This window comes from Marinomonas mediterranea MMB-1 (genome assembly GCF_000192865.1).
Lineage (GTDB): Bacteria > Pseudomonadota > Gammaproteobacteria > Pseudomonadales > Marinomonadaceae > Marinomonas > Marinomonas mediterranea.
Map to the genome: position 1 here is coordinate 3,302,534 of NC_015276.1, position 18,706 is coordinate 3,321,239.

An 18,706-nucleotide genomic window follows, 5' to 3' on the forward strand; every position below is an offset into this window, starting at 1 on the left:
TGACTTTTTTACGACTAGACTAGCCTTATTGAGGCAGGTCTAATATGATTTTAATAACCTACACAATTAGACGAAGAGTATCTATCGCGGATGAATTATAAACGCCTGTTAGTAAGCCTACTTGTCGCTGGCGCTTCACTTACTTCGAGCCTCGCAAACGCTTACACCGATCTCCAGCAACCTCATGATTACGATCAAGTGGCTAAAGAACTCACCGAAATGCTGGAGGCTGTTCACTATAACAGACCAACAATCGATGATCGAATTTCAGCGAGTGCCTTCGACCTTTATTTGGATTCACTCGATCCAACCAAGAGCTTCTTCTTAAAAAGTGATATCGACAAACTGTCAAAACACCGTCTAGAGCTTGATGACGCATTGCGTGATGGCAAAACACAAATAGCGTACGACATTTACAACCTGTATATGCATCGCGTTGAAGATCGACTAAACCAATTAGTTAAAGAACTTCCTGATATGGTCTCAAACTTCGACTATACCAAGGAAGAAAGCCTAAACGTCGATTTCGATACCATTCAATGGTCCGAAACCCCACAGGCGCTCGATGAATACTGGCGCAAGCGAATCAAAAACAGAGCCCTTACTCTCAAGCTCAATGACGAACCCGTCGACAAAATTGCATCCGTTATCGAAAAGCGCTATCGCAATCAATTAAAGCAAATTGAACAAACTGAGCCAGCGGACGTCTTTCAAACATTTGCAAACTCCATTACCGCTGCACTCGACCCTCATACTACCTATTTTGCTCCGCGTGCATCTGAAACCTTCAATATTAATATGAGCCTATCTTTAGAAGGGATCGGTGCGGTACTGCAATACGATGACGACTACACAAAAGTAGTTCGCCTAATACCTGGAGGCCCAGCAGAAAAGCAGAATGAACTCGCGCCAAATGACCGCATTCTTGCTGTTGGTCAAGATAATAAAGAGATGGTAGACGTTGTTGGCATGCGCCTTGACGACGTTGTCGATATGATTCGTGGCGAACGTGGGACTAAGGTGTACTTAGAAATTCAACCTGCGAAAGGCGATGGTCAGACAACAAAAACCATCAATATCACGCGTGAAAAGGTAAAACTTGAAGACCAAGCCGCTAAGAAAAAAATTATCAATGTAGAACGCGGTGGTGAAACATACAAAGTAGGTGTTATTGAGCTGCCTACTTTTTATTCCGACTTTGCTGCTATTCAAGCTGGAGACAGAGATTACAAGAGTTCCACACGAGACACGAAAAAACTGATTGAAGAACTACGTCAGGAAGGCGTAATCGCCATCGTGCTTGATCTTCGTAACAACGGCGGCGGCTCATTACAAGAAGCGAACTCGCTAGCAGGGTTATTTATACCACGAGGCCCGATTGTTCAAATCAAAGACACCAGCGGGCGCGTCAGTGTCATGGGAGATCGCGACCCTAGCGTTACCTACAGCGGCCCACTTGGCGTACTGGTTAATAGAATGAGCGCCTCTGCATCAGAAATCGTAGCAGCAGCGTTACAAGACTATGGACGAGCTCTAATCCTTGGTGGCCAAACATTCGGTAAAGGCACGGTACAAGTGCTACAAGAAATGGACAAAGGCCAACTAAAAGTCACACAAGCGAAATTTTATCGTGTATCAGGCGAAAGTACACAACATAAAGGGGTTCACCCCGACATCGCCTTTCCGTCTTTACTTGATGAAAAAAGTGTTGGCGAAAGCGCTCTGAAACACCCCTTACCTTGGGACAAAATTCACGAAACACGCTACGCCGTTTATTGGAAAATGGACGATTACCTTCCCGTTCTTGAACCTCGCCATGAACAACGTATGAAAGAAGAACCTAATTTCGTTGCTATGGTTGATCAAATTAACGATGTGCGCGAGCAAGCCTCCACCTTTAAAAGTATCTCTTTGAATGAAGAGGCTCGCTTACAATTGCGTGAAGAAGGTAAAGAAAAGAGCATTGCGCGGGAAAACAAACGTCGTAAGGCCTTAGGACTCGACCCTATTACTAAAGAAGACGAAATAGAGCCTTCGGAAGACGATCCATACGCACAAGAAGCGGCAGAAGTCATGCTCGACTTCATTGCGGCAAACCAGCTCAAATAAGTACGCTCTTTCAAGTCAAAAAAAGCCAAATCTACCTGTCGAGATTTGGCTTTTTTACGTCATTTTGAAAACTTTTCGTTTTTTTGTTGCGGCGCAGATTATCCCATATATTATATCGCCCTATTTCAATTTGTTTTTGATTAAGGTTTATACACTGAAATGGCCAAAGCCTCTTCTGATCGAAATACCATTGACCTGTTTGGCCAAACGCGAGGCAGGCCAAAAAAGCACCCGCTAGGGCGCAAAGATCAACTAAAGCTAAACAAGCGAGTTCAACGAGAAAAAGAAAAAGCAGCGGGGCTAAAAAGGCTTGAAATCATCCTCGACGACGAAACAATCCAAAAACTCGACGCGCTGTGCGATGCGAATGAATTAAAACGAGCCGAATGGCTCACGATGCAAGTTGCGCTGGCCTACTCGAAGTCTAAATTCAAGTTAAAAAAAGACAACGTAACGACGGTTAAAAAACCAAAGACAGTCGAAAGCAGCGAATAATCGATTACAGCGGGCAGAACACTGTGTTTCTAGCTAGAACTCACATACAAACCACATTACACATGTACACGATATAAGATATGGCAAAACTTTATTACTATTACTCCGCGATGAACGCAGGAAAATCGACAGTCTTGCTTCAATCTGCTCATAATTATCGTGAACGAGGTATGCGGGTAAAGCTGTTCACAGCCGCGATCGACGACCGATATAAATCCGGCACAATTACATCCCGCATAGGCATTTCGGCCGAAGCGACAAGCTTCAATAGCAGCACAGATATGCTTGAGTTGATTCGCAAGGAACACGAACAAAGCATGCTAGGATGCATTTTAATTGATGAGTCTCAATTCTTAACTAAATCGCAAGTCGAACAACTTTGCGACGTCGTTGATATACTGAACATTCCCGTTCTCGCTTTTGGGATTCGAACGGACTTTCAAGGCGAATTATTCGAAGGCAGCCAGGCATTGCTCGCCTGGGCAGACAAATTAATAGAACTAAAAACGGTTTGTCATTGTGGTAACAAAGCGACCATGGTCGTTCGGCTCGATACGAACGGTATTCCGGTTAAAGAAGGCGTACAAGTCGAAATTGGCGGAAATGACCGCTATGTATCAGTATGCCGAAAACACTTTAGAGAGGCGGTAAAAGGATAAGTTATGTGGTTTAAAAACGTACAGATATTTCAGCTAAAAGATACCGAAAACCTCGATACAAACGAGCTGGTTTCAAAGATTCCAGACTTTCCTTTAAAGGAGTGCGGCTCTCAGGAAGAGCATTCGTTCGGCTGGTTGCCTCTCATACGAAACAGTGAACAATGGACGCTCGCAGGCGATCGTTGCCTGCTTTTCAGAGCAGGAAAAGAAGAGAAAGTTCTGCCCGCTGCCGTCGTGCGCGAAGAGCTTGAAGCGAAAGTATCGGAAATTGAATTGGTCGAAGGTCGAAAAGTTGGCCGTAAAGAAAAACAAGACATGAAAGATGAGCTTGTCTTTACGCTCCGTCCAAGAGCCTTCTCCAAACGATCCGATATTTGGGGATACATAGATCTAAAAGCCAATATACTGGTTCTAAACAGCACCAATGCAGGAATGACAGAGCTACTCTTTAAACACTTGCAAACAACGCTTGGCAGCTTCCCTATGACACCGCTGCAAGCGCAGGTTTCACCCACCTCTATAATGACCGACTGGCTAATCAAAAATGACGTTCCTGCCAGCTTGGAGACAGGCGACGAGTGCGAAATTCAAGACAGCTCAGAAGACAAAGCAACCATTCGCTTTAAATCATTAGAACCCTTGTCTGAAGATGTCACACAACACCTTCAGCAAGGAATGTCCGTAAAAAATGTCGCACTAAGGTGGACTGATAAAGTGTCATTCGTTTTGCATGACGACTTAACCTTGAGAAAAGTGAAATTTGACGACACACTAAAAGACGCAGCGTTTAATGATTCACAGGGGGGAGGATTAGCCGATATGGACGCGAACTTCGCGCTAATGTCACTAACTCTACGAGAACTTTTTGATTCCCTTTCTCTCTGGTTTGAGATTTCATCAAACAATGAATAAGTTACTCCACAAATAATCCACATAGAACGTTTTCCACAGATTTCGTGGATAAGCTTGGGGAGAAAGTTTGCCATACTAGATGTGGCAAACCTTTCACAATAACTCACCTATATGGTGAGTTATTTTCAGTCATAAGAAAGCTGATACAAATAGCCTGCGACAGAAAAAAATATGAAAAAACTGCTTGAAGAACAACAAATTACTAAAAAAGTAACACTCGTTGGTGCAGTCTGCGACGCTATATTAGGTATCGCTAAAATTGTCGCAGGTTACTTCTCTCAATCTCAAGCCTTGATTGCAGACGGCATCCATTCCTTGTCTGATTTATTAACAGATGCGTTCGTTTTAGTTGCCACTTCTCAAGCACGGCAGGCGCCAGATGAAAACCATCCATACGGCCATTTAAGGTATGAAACACTTGCTACTGTGCTGCTTGGAATGGTGCTTATCGTCGTTGCCGCAGGCATCGCTTTCGAGTCATTCACTAACACTTCTCAAGCAACCGTCACTTGGTACGGCATCGCTAGTTTAATACTGACAATTGTCGTCAAAGAAGGAGTATTCCATTACACCAAACGAGCTGGTGAAAAAATACAGAGCCGCTTATTAATCGCCAACGCATGGCATAGCAGAACCGACGCACTCTCCTCAATCGCAGTTCTTATTGGGTTAGGTGGCGTTTTTTGGGGGTATCAATGGGCTGATACGCTGGCTTCCATCATTGTCGCTGCTCTAATCGCTAAAATTGCGTTCTCGATGATTTGGGAAAATGTGAGTGAACTTGTTGATACGGCTCCAGATCCTGCAGTTATTAACAACATACGAAATACGGTGGATAGCCTACAAAATATCATGGCACCTCATGACATGCGCGCGCGCTCAATGGCAGGAAAAATATACTTGGATCTGCATATCCATGTACCCGCTCACGCAAGCGTCAGTGAAGGGCACTATCTAAGCGACTTGGTTGTTTATACTATCAAGAAAGCACACCCTCAGGTCCAAGACGTATTGGTACACGTTGATACCGATGACCGAGTTCAAAATACAGACTCTCTTCCACAAGAGGGGCTAACCAAGCCTGCTCAACTTAATATGCCTGCACGTGATCAGATTTTGGCGGATCTAGGTTTTGTATTACGATTGCACCGAGACTACATTGATTTAAATAAAACCCAACTGCATTATCTTGATAACTCATTAACGATCGTAATCCACGCGCTTGCGGACAAGATAGACTCGTCTCACCAAGAAATGAAAACAAACGGATTAAAAATGGATTTAAGCACACTACCATACGGGCAACATCACTCCGTAGCCTGGTCTTATAGCGACGTATAAGGTATTTTCGCGCTTTAAATAAGTACATTTAAGGCAGGGGATCAGCCCAAGGACTAAGAATAGATTCTCCCTACTCAGGCCCATTCTTAGTCCGATCTAGTACTACACTGGCCTAGTGTTACTCTAACCTAGTGTTACTCTGACCTCCCCTTACTTTGAAGCAGCTCTTAATGTGGGACACTTCCCATTAACTTATCTGAGAGGCAAGCTGAGTAACCTCAACTATTTGTGAAGGATTTAGCACGCCATTGTTTTTCCCTAAAATAAAGTCACAAAACTCTTCTTCAGTTCTCGATTGATAAACTTCCTGCAACGTTTCGTACAACGGTAAATTTAATGCCACCAGCATTTGATGTTCCAAAGCGCACCTGTCTTCGAGGTTTTCACACTTAGCGTTACCAAGCGTGTTGCTATTGTACCTACCCGTCTTGATAAGCTGATGCTTTTGCCAATAATGTTTAATATAAGGTATGCCAATTGAATTTTGCTCCAGAGGATCCGCTAACAAAGTAAGCTTTTCCAACGCGTTGGCATCAACATCGTATTTAAACGCAAATCGAGGCAACCGAGTAAACTCATACCAAAAATGTATTTTCCCATCGCTTTCGGACGGCTCTATATCATTTATACAAAATGTTAGATTCAACGAACATTGATTGTCGTATAACCACTCTTCGCCATAGACTTGGATATACGTTGTTAAGGTTAAATCTACCACCTTATTTTGCCGAGTCGGAAGCTCTAAGCTGCATTCAATTTTAGGTTCGCTCTGAAGAGATAACGCCAGTGAAGAGGCCAGATCAAGTGTAAAAAATCGTCCAATATGATGCGACTCATTTCGCTCCTTTCCATCACTAGTTATCCATGCGTCGAGCTGAACTTGCCTTGGTATCAGTGTTCCCCCGTCCTTTAACGACGGTGCGAGATGTCGAAAGATGGACACTTGAGGTTCATCTTTCAATAACATCTTCATTGTTTCAGACACAATAACATCGAAGGCTTTAGCAGGGGCATCCCATTCAAGAATATCCACACACTGAATGCTTCGAATATAATCAGAGACCTGTAAAACCTCTATAACGTGTTCAAGCGCTTCTAACGACTCAGGATGAATATCGAGCAAGGTTAATTGAACCTGTTCGGGCGCAAAACGATGCAACAGAGGCAATACAATCAGACCAAAAGGACCCGTTCCTCCGTAGAGAAGCTCAATACTCTCCTTCCCTTTAAGCTGCTCAGTAATTGCGCTGTAAGCGCCTCGAATAAAAACCTGTGTGCGCATAAACTCTTCAGCGCACTGCGCTGCTGTCGTCATCGATACAGCTCGACCTTTGGATGTCGTAGTGGCGTGCTCGTCTCGAAAAAGTGCTGGATGAAGCTCTATTTTTGTAACATCGCATAATAATTCTACGAGACGATCGACAATGGACTTATTCGCGATTAACCGTTCAGGGGCAGAATCCAACATGACATCAACCAGCTCATTGAGCTCTAACGTCAAATCGTTTTTCGACGCATTTTTATCCAACATACACACTCCTAGAGAGTCCAGTTTTTTATAAGTGCTTTTAAAATAACGCATTGCATACTCAATAAACAATTACAGGCAATTACATCTAAATTCCAACAAAAAACACAGAACCGATTACTCATCTAGCTCCCTAGGTAAGGCTTTTGAGGTTTTCGCTCCCATTTCTTTAAGTCGCTCCGCTCGTGCAACCAAGTTTCCTCGACCAGAACGCAACTTTTTCATCGCTAACTCTTGGGATCGACTAGCTTGTTCGATACGATCGCCCACTTCCTCTACGTCTTCCACGAAACTGGCGAATTTGTCATACATGGCCCCCGCCTGTCGCGCAATTTCAATGGCATTCTGACTTTGTTTTTCATTACGCCAAATATTTTGAACAGTACGTAGTGTCGCTAACAGATTCGATGGCCCCACGATAATAATGTTGTGCTCAAACGCTTCTCCGAACAAACCATTATCAGCTTGTAACGCGAGACCGAATGCCGCCTCAATAGGGATAAACATCAATACAAAATCCACTGAGCTTACACCAGGTAGATCATGATATGACTTGGCACTCAACTCTTTCATATGACGTTTAACTGCCTCTAAATGCAGTTTAAGTGCCGCCTGCCTCTCCTCATCCGTCTCCGCCTCAACATAGGCGAGGTAACTCACCAATACCATCTTAGAGTCAACGATAACCTGCTTTCCCTCAGGGAGATATATCACAACATCTGGCTGAAGCCTTCGGCCCTCTTCATTTTGTGCGGAAACCTGAACCTCGTATTCACGCCCTTTCTCTAAACCAGAGCGCTCTAAGATACGCTCTAAAATAACTTCTCCCCATCCGCCTTGAATTTTATTTTGACCTTTCAATGCTTGGGTAAGTGACAAAGCATCATCACTGATTTTTTGATTCAGCTGTTGTAAGTTTCGAATCTCTCGAACAAGTGAAAAGCGCTCTCGCGCTTCCTCCTCATAACTTTTTTCGACTTTTTCCTGAAATTTTTGAATCTGGCTTCCGAGAGGATTTAGTAGTGACCCCAACTGCCGCTCATTTTCTTTGGCGAGATGCTCACCTTGCTGTCGCATAATGTCATTGGCCATTTGACGAAACTGCAGCTCATTCTGTTTTTTCTGCTCTTGATAAAACTGTTCTTTTTCTTGCCAAATCGTTTGCGCAGCGGCAAATTGCTGCTCAAGGGTTAGCGACTCTTTTTCAAGAATGTGGATTTGCTCACGAGCCTGATTCAAAAGTAGTGTTTTATTAGACAGTTCATCCCTATTTTTTTCGCTGTCAAGCTGCCACTGACGCCGTATACGCTGTACAATAAGCATCGCTATGAGTGATGTAACAAGCACACTTATAGCAACACCTATTAGCACCCAACTTGACGATTGAAGAGCCCAATCTGACATAAAGCTTTAATCCACCTTAAAATGAACACCTTGCACAACATCGGAATCCCGTGATTCCCATGCAGCATAAAAAGTGTTTTTAAAAACAAAACGTTAAATGAAGTTTACATGGATTACTACCTAAGCCCAACTCACGAGCAACGCTTCGACCTAGAGATCAAAAATAGTCAGTTCATTACGACTATAAAGCGGACAAAAGGCCGTGACGAAGCCAAACGCTTCATTAACGAACTGCGCGTGCGCCATCCTGACGCTAACCACAACTGTTGGGCATTTGTTGCGGGCTTACCCAACAACGCCCATCTTTGGGATCAAAGTGATGATGGAGAACCAAAAGGAACAGCAGGAAAACCCATGCTCAATGTCTTACAGCACTCTGATTTTGGTGAGATCACAGTGGTTGTCACTCGTTATTTTGGTGGCATCAAGTTAGGAGCAGGTGGATTAGTCCGTGCATACAGTCAAGCCGTTCAACAAGCCTTAACACAAGTCGAATATGAACAGGTTTATCCACGAGTCAACATCACAATCAAAATCGCATACGCGTTGCTTGGTAAAGTGGAGTATTGGCTAGAAAATAGCGACATTGAGATTAACGAAAAGCAATACAACGAACACATTGAACTCTCACTTGCGGTCATTGAACGAACTTGGAGCGATCACAAAAAAAGTTTAGTTGACCTTTGTCAGGGCAGCATTGAATTCATTAGCCCCGAAGACTAACCAAAGCAAAAAAATATAGATAAAACCAATAAGCAGTGAAGTAATAGACTACGGTTGAACATGAAGCAAATTGAAAAGTACTGAAGTTAACCTATTCTTCAAACTTCAGGCATAAATAGATCAACACCCTTTAATAGCGACATTTAAGTAAAATTGGAAAACGAATTATGTATCAAACTGGACAACGCTGGAGTAGCCGAAACGAACCTGATCTGGGTGTCGGCACCATCATTGAAACTCAAAGCAAATCCTTTACTCTGTTCTTCTCAGATTCTGAAATTGAACGTAATTACTCCGTTTCCCAAACCAGTTTAGTACGCCGAACACTCACCACAGGTGATCAACTACTGTTTGAAAACGAAGCCTTCACAGTAAGCGAGATAAAAGAAGTCGAGAACTTAATGTTCTATAAAGTCGGCTCCGAGTGGTTAGACGAATCTGAAATTTCGTTCCCCAGAAACGACAAGAACGAACTCGACTCTATTCTGGCGCTATCTCCCGCCCGTCGCATGTGGTTCGACTTACGTAGAAAAACCTTAGAGCATCAAGCATTACTTGCCGCTTCTCCTGTTCGAGGTTTAATGGGGTTAAAGGCAGAATTACTGCCGCATCAAATTTACCTCGCTCACGACATCGCTAACCGCCCACGCTCTCGCGCTCTATTGTGTGATGAGGTGGGTATGGGGAAAACACTCGAAGCAGGATTGATCCTACACCACCGAGTCATGAATGGGCTAAGTAAACGCGCGCTGATCTTAACGCCGACAAACCTACAGCACCAATGGCTCGTCGAAATGTTACGTCGCTTTCACCAGCCTTTCTCCTTGATCAACGAGTCTGTTTACGAAGACTTTATGGAAGGCGACGATAACCCATTCGACCAACAACCCTTTGTTATAGCGCCGATCGATTTTGTTTGCCAACACGGTAAAGCCGCCCAGCATATGATCGCGTCAGAGTGGGACATTGTTATTGTCGACGAAGCACACCACTTGTCATGGGACCCAGAAACACCAAGCATTGGCTATCAACTTGTTGCGCGATTGGCAGCGAATACCGAGTCTTTACTGCTATTGAGTGCCACGCCTGAACAAACAGGTGAAAGAGAGCACTTCTCTCGTCTTCAGCTTATTGACCCTGATCGTTATCACGACTTCGAGGCTTATCAAGCACAACAGGGTGAATTCAAAGCCGCAGCGGAACTAGCGGAAGCGCTTCTCCCGCTTACCGAGGAAGGTTTCGAGCCATCGGATACCGACTGGAAAACACTGTTTGGCAACTACCTTGAAAATGTCAAACTTAAAGACTGGTTCGAAAACTTAGAAAGCAAAAACACAAAAGCACGCATTCAAGCGGCTAAAGATGCCATTAGCTGGCTTATCGACCAACATGGTACGGGGCGTGAAGTATTTCGTAACACCCGAGCGGCGATCGGTGGCTTTCCTGAGCGTCATCTGAACACCTATCCGCTGGAAAACAATGAACATTTCGACTCAGCAACACGACATGTTCTTCCAGAAATGGAGGTCGATCACGGCCTTTGGGAGCTTGATCCACGCTGGATTTGGCTAAAAGAGTTTTTAGAATGCCAGGCAGACAAAGTACTGGTTATTTGTCATACCGCCGACATGGCACAATGGCTCAATGACCAGCTTACATTTGCCGGTTTTCAAAGTGCGGATTTCCATGAACAAATGCCACTTATTCATCGCGACAGAGCAGCAGCCTACTTTGCTGATGATGACGGCGCCCAAATTTTAGTGTGTTCAGAAATTGGCAGTGAAGGTCGCAACTTTCAATTTAGCCACAATTTGGTCATGTACGATTTACCCGAACACCCTGATCTACTAGAACAACGTATTGGTCGCCTCGATCGACTAGGTCAAAGAAACACGGTTGAAATCCACATTCCGTACATTAAGAACAGTGTTCAAGAGCGCTTATTCCAATGGTACCACCATGCGTTAAATGCCTTTGAGCGCACCACCAGCGCGGGTGATAAGGTAAACATGGCGTTTAAAGAGCCGTTACATGCTTTTATAACAGGCCAAGATGATGACAAGAGCTTGCTATTGGAAGCTAATGCATTCCATGACAACTTACTCAAGCAAATGGATGAAGGCCGGAACAGGTTGTTAGAAATGTCCTCTTGTCGCCCTGATCGCGCAGCAGAGTTAATCAACCAGATCAACGATGAAGCCACGCAAGGCCTGCATGATTACATTGAACAAGTTACTCATGCATTTAATATCTACGCAGATTGTTTGAACGACGCGCCTGACCAATCATCATGGTTCCTTCGTCCATCAAGCGATATGATGGTAGAAGCTTTGCCAGGAATTGATGATGACGGCAAAGCCCTTATGCTAAACCGCCGTCAAGCAAGTCAACGAGAAGACGTCGCCTTTGCGACTTGGGAACACCCATTAATTAACATGCTGATGGACGAAGTTCAGAGCTTTGACTCAGGTAAACTTACATCCGCGATTCTTCCTATTGCTGCTTTACCAGAGGGCACTGTGTTACTGGAAACAATGTTTGTCATTGAAGCCAGTGCGCACCCGAGGTTGAAACTAGCGCAATCTTTACCAATGACCCCCATCTGGCAGTTGTCTGATAAGAATGCGAAATTCCTTCATAGCCAATTTACCGCAGACAAATGGGCAGAAAAGCTAAAAGGGGTGCCTAACCGAGTAGCCGAGCAATGGGTTGCAGCCCTGCGCAAGGACTTGATTGAGCTATTACAAGCACATCAACTTAACGCTCAAGAGCTCGCACGTCCTATGGTTCATGAAGCCAAAGAAGACTACAAACATCGTTGGCAGAGTGAAATAAATCGACTATGCGAACTGCGAACTCAGAATAAGTCCGTTTCACAGGAAGACATTGACCTGCTAGAAACAAACTTAAGCGAAGGTTTACAACGCATTGATGAACACCAGATTCGCCTCGATGCGATTCGTATCATTCTAACCACCAAACCCGAATAATCGGGTTTGGTCACTGTTGGACAACGCACGACTGTGGAACGCCCTCCTATTTTAGACATTCTTTATGAAGACGAATGGCTGCTGGTGCTGAATAAGCCAGAAAACTGCTTATCCGTACCAGGTCGTGGTCCAGAAAAACTCGACTCAATACTGCATCGAGCAGAGCAGTATTGTGGTGAAGCTTACGCCGTGCACCGCCTTGATCATGCAACATCCGGCTTAATTCTGGTAGCGAAAAGCCTTGAATGTCAAAAACGGATGTACAAAGCATTTCGAGAAAAAGAAGTAGACAAAGAGTATCTCGCGATTGTTCGAGGCACGCCCATTGGGCAGTGTGGCTCGGTACGTAAGCCTTTACGCTGCGACTGGCCCAATCGACCACGACAAATGATTTGCACGGAATGGGGAAAAGACGCGATAACACAATGGAAGCCAATTAAACAAGTCGGGAACAACACGCTCGTGAGTTTAAGTCCGATCACAGGTCGATCTCATCAACTTCGAGTACATATGCAGAGCCTAGGACACTCCATTGTGGGAGACGAGTTTTACGACGACTTATATACGAATCAAGATGAGCGACTACTTTTACATGCTTACCGTATAGAGTTCGCTCATCCCTTTACATCCGCTTGGGTGAAGTTTATTGCGCCCTGTGTCTTTTTATAGAGTCATTTCCATAAATCCAACTCACTACGACAAATAAGCTAAATGAACGCCAAACGCCGTTCATTTCCTATCTCGTTAGCCACTTGATGTAAAATACTATGCCGCTGAGCCACTTTATATTCTTGGCGGTCATAACCGCCTCCGATAACACAGGCGACAGGTAAACTTAAATCTAAACAGGTTTCGAGAACATATCGATCACGCATCCGCACATCATCGTCTGTTAGATTTAAAAAGCCTAAACGATCGTCTATATGCACATCAGCACCGGCATCATAAAATACAAAATCTGGAGAATATCTTAATAGCAGATCTGGTAAGGTTTCTTTGAGTACGGACAGATAACACTTGCCGTCTGCGCCCTTTGGAAGGGCAATATTAACGCCTCCTTGATGCTTATCTACGGGGTAGTTTTCATCACAATGCCAAGAAACAGGAATCACATCGTCTCTGTTCGTGAAAAAAGCCACTGTGCCGTCGCCCTGATGCACATCGCAGTCTAATATCATGACCTTTTTTGCTAGCCCTCGATGAATTAAATCGATCGACGCTACTGCTAGATCATTGAATATACAAAAGCCCGCACCGTGGCTAGGATGCGCATGATGCGTCCCACCCGCTAAATGACATGCCAAGCCATGATCTAACGCGAGTTCAGCCGTCAAAATCGTGCCAGAAACAGCCCGCAATGTTCGCTCGACGAGCCATTCACTCCAAGGCAAGCCGATCTCTTTTTCTTCTTTTTGAGTCAGCTGACCACGCACAAAACGCTGCACATAATGTTTATCATGAGCGCGCATTAACGCTGTTAACGAAAGCGGCGAAGGCTCAAAGCAGTTTTCGGATGTCAGGATACCGAGCTCGCTAAGCTGCTCAGCCAACAACCGAAATTTAGACATAGGAAATCGATGATTCGAAGGAAACGGAATGGAATAATTGGGGTGGAAAACAAATGGAATCACAATCTACTTACAAATACGTCATATCATGAATTAACTTAGGCATCACTGTTTCTAAATGACACAGAGTATAAAAGGCACTTGTTGTTAGGCCCCTACTTCTAAACAACCGTCTTCCCAGTAGCATTACTTACTACGGGCAACCAGAACTTTTCGGATTCCTTTGTTGAACGAATCAATCAGATGAGGAGGAAAACGTTTCCCGCTTTGTTGATTCACCTTCTGAATGGCTCGCATGGCACTCTTTTTATATTCGTCACCCGATTTCCCCCAAACAATGTCTATAAACTTAACTGCCATAGCCAGAATCACCGCTCCTTGTGGAATAAGTGGGCCCACTAAACCTTCAGGGTAACCTGTACCATCAAACCGCTCTTGATATGCACTCACCATCGCGGTTGCGTCGTCCCAGCCGGGATGTTTACTTAATAACTGCGCACCAATTAAAGGGTGGTTTCGTTCTGCTTGCTCTCTCGCCGCTTCGTCATCTTTACACTTTAATATCATTGCCATTCCCATATTATGCATATAGGCAGCAGCACTTAGCTGAACGGGATCCACTGGCCTGGCGCATTCATTGTTAATCAGCTGAGCAAGCTTAAGAATACGCTCCCCTCGTTCTGGAGAGTAGCCTAATAGTCGATTTAACCGCGTACTAAACTCTTTAAACAAATCAATGTCGGCTTGCTGAGTTTCTGTAAACTCGACCTTTACTACAAAACTTTTTGAGGCGTCTTCATCGTCCTCTTCATTGGCTCCATCCTCTAAAATAGCGATGAAAGCTTCCGCCATCTCCGGGCGCTGAGAGTCGTCTTCTTCTGCGTAAATACTATCTAAATGAGATTGAATTAACTGTATTTGAGCCGTGTCCGCACCATGATATTTATACAGATCCAGCAATAAAGCATACACACGCTCAATTACGACATTGATCAGCGCTCCAAGATGATAATCGTACTTAATGTAGCCACCGCGCATACCATCGACGATTTCTTCTAGTCGATGCAGAGCATCCACAAGAGGATCTAGAAAACAAACAGAACAATTTCCCTTCATACTATGAAGAGAACGAAATAAGTTATCCAACTTATCAAACGAAAAGCCGTTGTCTTCTATGTCGTTAATTACTTCTTCTATTTCTTGCTGCGCTTCCTGGTAGCACTCTAAAAGATCATCCTTAAGCTCTTTGTCTAACGCTGAGAATTCTTTACACGCAAATTGACTCATACTTATTTTTCCGTCGCTTAAAATCGCTCCTTTGGGAAGCTAAGTAATGTCATTAACTGAAAGTTAAGCACTGAGAAGCAGCTGCACCACACATTTTCGCAGCCATCATTCACTTATATGCCTCATTGTAGTTACAATCTATTGAATTATGAATCAAATGATTGTTTTATTGTGCAAATATAGGAATATTTTTTGTGAACTATTGGCTGATGAAATCTGAACCAGACGCCTTCTCGATAGATGATTTAAAAAACTTGAAAACATCACCTTGGGATGGCGTTCGAAACTATCAAGCTCGCAACTTTATGAAAGAGATGAAAATGGGCGACACTGTCTTCTTTTATCACTCTAGCTGCAAAGTTCCCGCCATCGTTGGCCTCGCATCGGTAAATAAAGAAGCATACCCAGATAATACGAGCTGGGATGAAACAAGCCCATACTTTGATCTCAAATCAACACCTGATAACCCAAGATGGTTTATGGTAGACATTGAATTTATCTCGAAATTGCCCACACCACTGACGTTAAAAGATATGAAAAATGACCCCGTATTATCTGGTTTTAAGCTTTTACAAAAAGGAAGCCGACTGTCAATCATTCCACTTTCCGATGAGCATGCACAATACTTAATAGCCAAAATGACATAAAAAGTATAACGAAAGTTTATACTGAAAAGCAGGGGGGTCTGGTTGTTTTTTGGTCTAAACCTGTTACATTACGTTTCCACTATTTAAACGAATTGGATCACTAAATAATGAAATGGATGTCAGTTAGTATTACGTTCTGTTTGCTTTCAGCCTCTCTGCTTAGCAACATTAGCCAAGCAAACACTCTATTGAGCCCAAGCATCTATGAGCGCTTGAAGGATCAAGACAAAGACGGTGTTATTGATGCTCGCGACACCTGCCCGGACACCCCATTAAAAAGCTTAATTGATAACAATGGCTGTCCCAGCCATACGGTAAAAACGCTTTCTAGTGAGCTCGATGTTCATTTCGAGACTGGCAAATATAATCTTAAACCTAAATACTATCCCGGCTTAGTAGAGTTAGGTAAGTTCCTACAAAAGAATCCAAACACCATCGCTATTATCACAGGCCATACTGACGATATCGGAGATGAAGAATCTAACGAAATTCTATCTCAACGCCGTGCACAATCTATTGCTAAGGCGTTGTCAGAAAAATTTAAAATCGATATAGAGCGCATCGTTGCCTTAGGATACGGCGAATCTCGTCCAATGTACCCAAATGAAACGGATGTTGAGCGCAGAAAAAACCGACGCGTTCAAGCAAGCGTTGTGTCTAAATTCCAAGCAAAAGAGATTTACCCCAAATTAAAGTGGACGGTGTGGGACTACAAAACACCAGGAGACGCATTCAGCGTTAAGCGTTAAGCGTTAAGCGTTAAGCGTCTACATTTGATAAATCATCACACTTGACCAACTAATAAAACAATCGATTTCTTTCTTTGAGCGTATAACTTCGATCAAAGTAATATCGGTATTGAAGCGCGAGATAAAATGAGTCCTCTGATGAGCCATCTCGCGCGATCAAACGAATACTAGACAACCCTTCCTTATCATATTTCGAAGCCATTTCAATTCGCCAGGCCTCTTCGTTATCAAACACCTCTCGAAATAACGATACACTGCGGTGCTCTGTAGGAAAGTAGGTAAAACCAGACTCGCTTGACGACGCATTATCTAAATCAGAATCATAGTTAATATACATGGTCGAAACGGTAAAATTACCAATATAAAATGCAGCAGTTGCCCTCCCAATCACCGTGGATTCGCTCGAGCGACGGCTATCCCGTGGTTTGTTTTGTTTTTGCCCCAGCCCAAAGCCTAATCGACCATTCTGATTACGCACATACACCAAACCCGAGAACTCAGATTGCGAATAACTTCCTAATGGACCATCACCACTAATGAAATCACTATCAAGCAGGAGTTGACCACTCATATAATATGGCAAGGGGATGTTGATGGTTAAGTCCAGATCATAAGCGTTAGCATTAGAAGCACCACCAACGCCAACCCCCGCCTCGAAATTTGGTAACGCCAACTCTTCAGCCAAAATAAACTGACTAAAAAGCGCTGTAAAACACCCTAAACCGACTAGCTTACGCACGCACTCTCCCTATCCTAATTTGACCACATTTTCATTTTATGCAAACAAAACGGAAATGTCGCCTAAGTTTAGGAGTTTATAACGACACTAAAACGGAATAGTTCGTCTTGCCTCTGGGCTTCCGCCTTAAAGCCCAATATAATGTGCACAAAGTCATTTGACACACATTTTTAGGTTTACAGATTTACATGGCAAAAAAATTATTCATTCAAACTCACGGCTGCCAGATGAACGAGTATGACTCGTCTCGTATGGCTGACTTGTTGGGTGATAGTCACGAAATGGAAATAACAGAAAACGCAGAAGAAGCAGACGTCCTTCTTCTTAACACCTGTTCCATTCGTGAAAAAGCGCAAGACAAGGTTTATCACCAACTAGGGCGCTGGAAGAAGCTAAAAGCAAAGAACCCAGATCTCGTTATTGGTGTTGGTGGCTGTGTGGCCAGCCAAGAAGGCGATAATATTCGCAAACGCGCAAAACATGTAGATATGATTTTTGGGCCTCAAACGCTGCATAAGCTGCCAGAAATGGTCGACGCTGCCGCAACTCATATCCCGATAACCGACGTTACCTTCCCAGAAATTGAGAAGTTTGACCACCTCCCCGCTCCACGCGTTGAAGGTGCAGAAGCCTTTGTATCCGTAATGGAAGGCTGCAGTAAATACTGTACATTCTGCGTCGTTCCTTACACACGTGGCGAAGAAGTTAGCCGCCCTTATGAAGATGTATTAAAAGAAGTCGCTCAACTTTCCGAGCAAGGCGTTCGTGAAATTCACCTACTTGGCCAAAACGTAAATGCGTACCGCGGTGAAACTCAAGACGGCGATGAAGCCGATCTTGCAGATATCATCCACGCTATCGCTCGTATTGAGGGTGTTGAACGCATTCGTTTTACAACATCGCATCCTGTCGAATTCACAGACAGTCTTATTGAGGCATTCCGAACAGAACCAAAACTTGTCAGTCATTTGCACTTGCCTGTTCAAAGTGGCGCAAATAATGTTCTTAGTGCAATGAAGCGTGGCCACGACCGTCAATATTACATTGATAAAATTAACCGCATTAAAGACGCTCGACCTGGAATTAGTTTATCGTCAGACTTTATTATTGGCTTTCCAGGCGAAACCGATGACGACTTCATTGATACGATGAACCTCATTCAAGAAATTGGCTTTGATCACTCCTTCAGTTTCGTTTACAGCCAACGCCCCGGCACTCCCGCTTCTGATCTTGAAGACGACACGCCAGAAGAATTGAAGAAAGAGCGTCTTGCGATCTTGCAACGCCGTATCTCGCAGCAAGCCTACGACATCAGTCTAAACATGGTGGGCAATATTGAGCGAATTCTTGTAAGTGGTTATTCACCACGTGACCCAGGTCAACTACAAGGCCGTACCGAAAACAATCGAATTGTTAATTTCCGAGCAGATGATCCAAAATTAATTGGTAAGTTTGCCGATGTTGTCATTACTGATGCCTACCCTAACTCTCTATTAGGCGAGTTAGCGGGTTCAGAACTTGATGACGATTATCAGTTATAAATCTTCGATAAACG

Annotated in this window: 16 protein-coding genes; 11 read left to right on the forward strand and 5 right to left on the reverse strand. The window is 43.8% G+C overall.

Annotated features, from left to right (window positions below; genetic code table 11):
* Positions 1-90: 90 nt before the first annotated feature.
* The 5 genes from MARME_RS15135 (at position 91) to MARME_RS15155 (ending at position 5,516) form a co-directional block, all read left to right on the forward strand.
* Positions 91-2,109, forward strand: coding sequence for a carboxy terminal-processing peptidase (locus tag MARME_RS15135; protein WP_013662135.1), 2,019 nt, complete (start codon positions 91-93; stop codon positions 2,107-2,109).
* 159 nt (positions 2,110-2,268) lie between these two features.
* Entirely contained in the window at positions 2,269-2,604 is a 336-nt protein-coding gene (gene ybfE / locus MARME_RS15140; protein WP_013662136.1) for a LexA regulated protein, read from the forward strand.
* A gap of 80 nt (positions 2,605-2,684) precedes the next feature.
* On the forward strand, positions 2,685-3,263 hold the full coding sequence (locus tag MARME_RS15145; protein WP_013662137.1) for a thymidine kinase: 579 nt from the start codon (positions 2,685-2,687) through the stop codon (positions 3,261-3,263).
* A gap of 3 nt (positions 3,264-3,266) precedes the next feature.
* Positions 3,267-4,175, forward strand: a complete 909-nt coding sequence (locus MARME_RS15150; protein ID WP_013662138.1) for a recombination-associated protein RdgC — start codon at positions 3,267-3,269, stop codon at positions 4,173-4,175.
* A gap of 171 nt (positions 4,176-4,346) precedes the next feature.
* Positions 4,347-5,516 (forward strand): cation diffusion facilitator family transporter, encoded by a 1,170-nt coding sequence (locus MARME_RS15155; RefSeq protein WP_013662139.1) that lies wholly within the window; start codon positions 4,347-4,349, stop codon positions 5,514-5,516.
* A 187-nt stretch (positions 5,517-5,703) separates the two neighbouring features.
* Here the strand turns inward: MARME_RS15155 and MARME_RS15160 are convergent, their stop codons facing one another.
* A complete protein-coding gene (locus MARME_RS15160) occupies positions 5,704-7,047 on the reverse strand; it encodes an SAM-dependent methyltransferase (protein ID WP_013662140.1) in 1,344 nt (447 codons plus the stop codon).
* A gap of 114 nt (positions 7,048-7,161) precedes the next feature.
* Positions 7,162-8,448 carry a DNA recombination protein RmuC gene (locus MARME_RS15165; protein WP_013662141.1) on the reverse strand — a complete coding sequence of 429 codons (1,287 nt, stop codon included), beginning with the start codon at positions 8,446-8,448 and terminating at the stop codon, positions 7,162-7,164.
* 108 nt (positions 8,449-8,556) lie between these two features.
* Here MARME_RS15165 and MARME_RS15170 point away from each other — a divergent pair, with 108 nt between their 5' ends.
* The 3 genes from MARME_RS15170 to MARME_RS15180 all read left to right on the forward strand — a co-directional run bounded on the left by MARME_RS15170 (position 8,557) and on the right by MARME_RS15180 (position 12,830).
* Positions 8,557-9,171 (forward strand): YigZ family protein, encoded by a 615-nt coding sequence (locus tag MARME_RS15170; protein WP_013662142.1) that lies wholly within the window; start codon positions 8,557-8,559, stop codon positions 9,169-9,171.
* Positions 9,172-9,338: 167 nt separating this feature from the next.
* Positions 9,339-12,161 (forward strand): RNA polymerase-associated protein RapA, encoded by a 2,823-nt coding sequence (rapA, locus tag MARME_RS15175; protein WP_013662143.1) that lies wholly within the window; start codon positions 9,339-9,341, stop codon positions 12,159-12,161.
* A 33-nt stretch (positions 12,162-12,194) separates the two neighbouring features.
* The gene (locus MARME_RS15180; protein WP_013662144.1) at positions 12,195-12,830 is read left to right on the forward strand and encodes an RluA family pseudouridine synthase; all 636 of its coding nucleotides are present in this window, start codon (positions 12,195-12,197) and stop codon (positions 12,828-12,830) included.
* Between the two features lie 38 nt (positions 12,831-12,868).
* Here MARME_RS15180 and MARME_RS15185 read toward each other — a convergent pair whose 3' ends face one another.
* Both MARME_RS15185 and MARME_RS15190 read right to left on the reverse strand, forming a co-directional pair.
* Entirely contained in the window at positions 12,869-13,729 is an 861-nt protein-coding gene (locus tag MARME_RS15185; RefSeq protein WP_148231041.1) for a histone deacetylase family protein, read from the reverse strand.
* Between the two features lie 186 nt (positions 13,730-13,915).
* The gene (locus MARME_RS15190) at positions 13,916-15,016 is read right to left on the reverse strand and encodes an HD domain-containing phosphohydrolase (protein ID WP_013662146.1); all 1,101 of its coding nucleotides are present in this window, start codon (positions 15,014-15,016) and stop codon (positions 13,916-13,918) included.
* Between the two features lie 194 nt (positions 15,017-15,210).
* Between MARME_RS15190 and MARME_RS15195 the strand changes: the two genes are divergently transcribed.
* Both MARME_RS15195 and MARME_RS15200 read left to right on the forward strand, forming a co-directional pair.
* Positions 15,211-15,663: an EVE domain-containing protein gene (locus tag MARME_RS15195; RefSeq protein WP_013662147.1), complete on the forward strand. Its 453-nt coding sequence runs from the start codon at positions 15,211-15,213 to the stop codon at positions 15,661-15,663.
* A 107-nt stretch (positions 15,664-15,770) separates the two neighbouring features.
* Positions 15,771-16,412, forward strand: coding sequence for an OmpA family protein (locus MARME_RS15200; protein WP_013662148.1), 642 nt, complete (start codon positions 15,771-15,773; stop codon positions 16,410-16,412).
* Positions 16,413-16,461: 49 nt separating this feature from the next.
* Here the strand turns inward: MARME_RS15200 and MARME_RS15205 are convergent, their stop codons facing one another.
* Positions 16,462-17,151 carry a hypothetical protein gene (locus MARME_RS15205; RefSeq protein WP_013662149.1) on the reverse strand — a complete coding sequence of 230 codons (690 nt, stop codon included), beginning with the start codon at positions 17,149-17,151 and terminating at the stop codon, positions 16,462-16,464.
* Between the two features lie 188 nt (positions 17,152-17,339).
* Between MARME_RS15205 and miaB the strand changes: the two genes are divergently transcribed.
* On the forward strand, positions 17,340-18,692 hold the full coding sequence (miaB, locus tag MARME_RS15210; RefSeq protein WP_013662150.1) for a tRNA (N6-isopentenyl adenosine(37)-C2)-methylthiotransferase MiaB: 1,353 nt from the start codon (positions 17,340-17,342) through the stop codon (positions 18,690-18,692).
* The last annotated feature ends 14 nt before the right edge of the window (positions 18,693-18,706 follow it).

Bases quoted from the DNA above. Each gene is read 5' to 3' on its own strand.
- rapA (WP_013662143.1), top strand. From the start codon at position 9,339: ATGTATCAAACTGGACAACGCTGGAGTAGCCGAAACGAACCTGATCTG.
- MARME_RS15155 (WP_013662139.1), top strand. From the start codon at position 4,347: ATGAAAAAACTGCTTGAAGAACAACAAATTACTAAAAAAGTAACACTC.
- MARME_RS15200 (WP_013662148.1), top strand. From the start codon at position 15,771: ATGAAATGGATGTCAGTTAGTATTACGTTCTGTTTGCTTTCAGCCTCT.
- miaB (WP_013662150.1), top strand. From the start codon at position 17,340: ATGGCAAAAAAATTATTCATTCAAACTCACGGCTGCCAGATGAACGAG.
- ybfE (WP_013662136.1), top strand. From the start codon at position 2,269: ATGGCCAAAGCCTCTTCTGATCGAAATACCATTGACCTGTTTGGCCAA.
- MARME_RS15185 (WP_148231041.1), bottom strand. From the start codon at position 13,729: ATGTCTAAATTTCGGTTGTTGGCTGAGCAGCTTAGCGAGCTCGGTATC.
- MARME_RS15145 (WP_013662137.1), top strand. From the start codon at position 2,685: ATGGCAAAACTTTATTACTATTACTCCGCGATGAACGCAGGAAAATCG.
- MARME_RS15190 (WP_013662146.1), bottom strand. From the start codon at position 15,016: ATGAGTCAATTTGCGTGTAAAGAATTCTCAGCGTTAGACAAAGAGCTT.
- MARME_RS15165 (WP_013662141.1), bottom strand. From the start codon at position 8,448: ATGTCAGATTGGGCTCTTCAATCGTCAAGTTGGGTGCTAATAGGTGTT.
- MARME_RS15150 (WP_013662138.1), top strand. From the start codon at position 3,267: ATGTGGTTTAAAAACGTACAGATATTTCAGCTAAAAGATACCGAAAAC.
- MARME_RS15170 (WP_013662142.1), top strand. From the start codon at position 8,557: ATGGATTACTACCTAAGCCCAACTCACGAGCAACGCTTCGACCTAGAG.
- MARME_RS15135 (WP_013662135.1), top strand. From the start codon at position 91: ATGAATTATAAACGCCTGTTAGTAAGCCTACTTGTCGCTGGCGCTTCA.
- MARME_RS15160 (WP_013662140.1), bottom strand. From the start codon at position 7,047: ATGTTGGATAAAAATGCGTCGAAAAACGATTTGACGTTAGAGCTCAAT.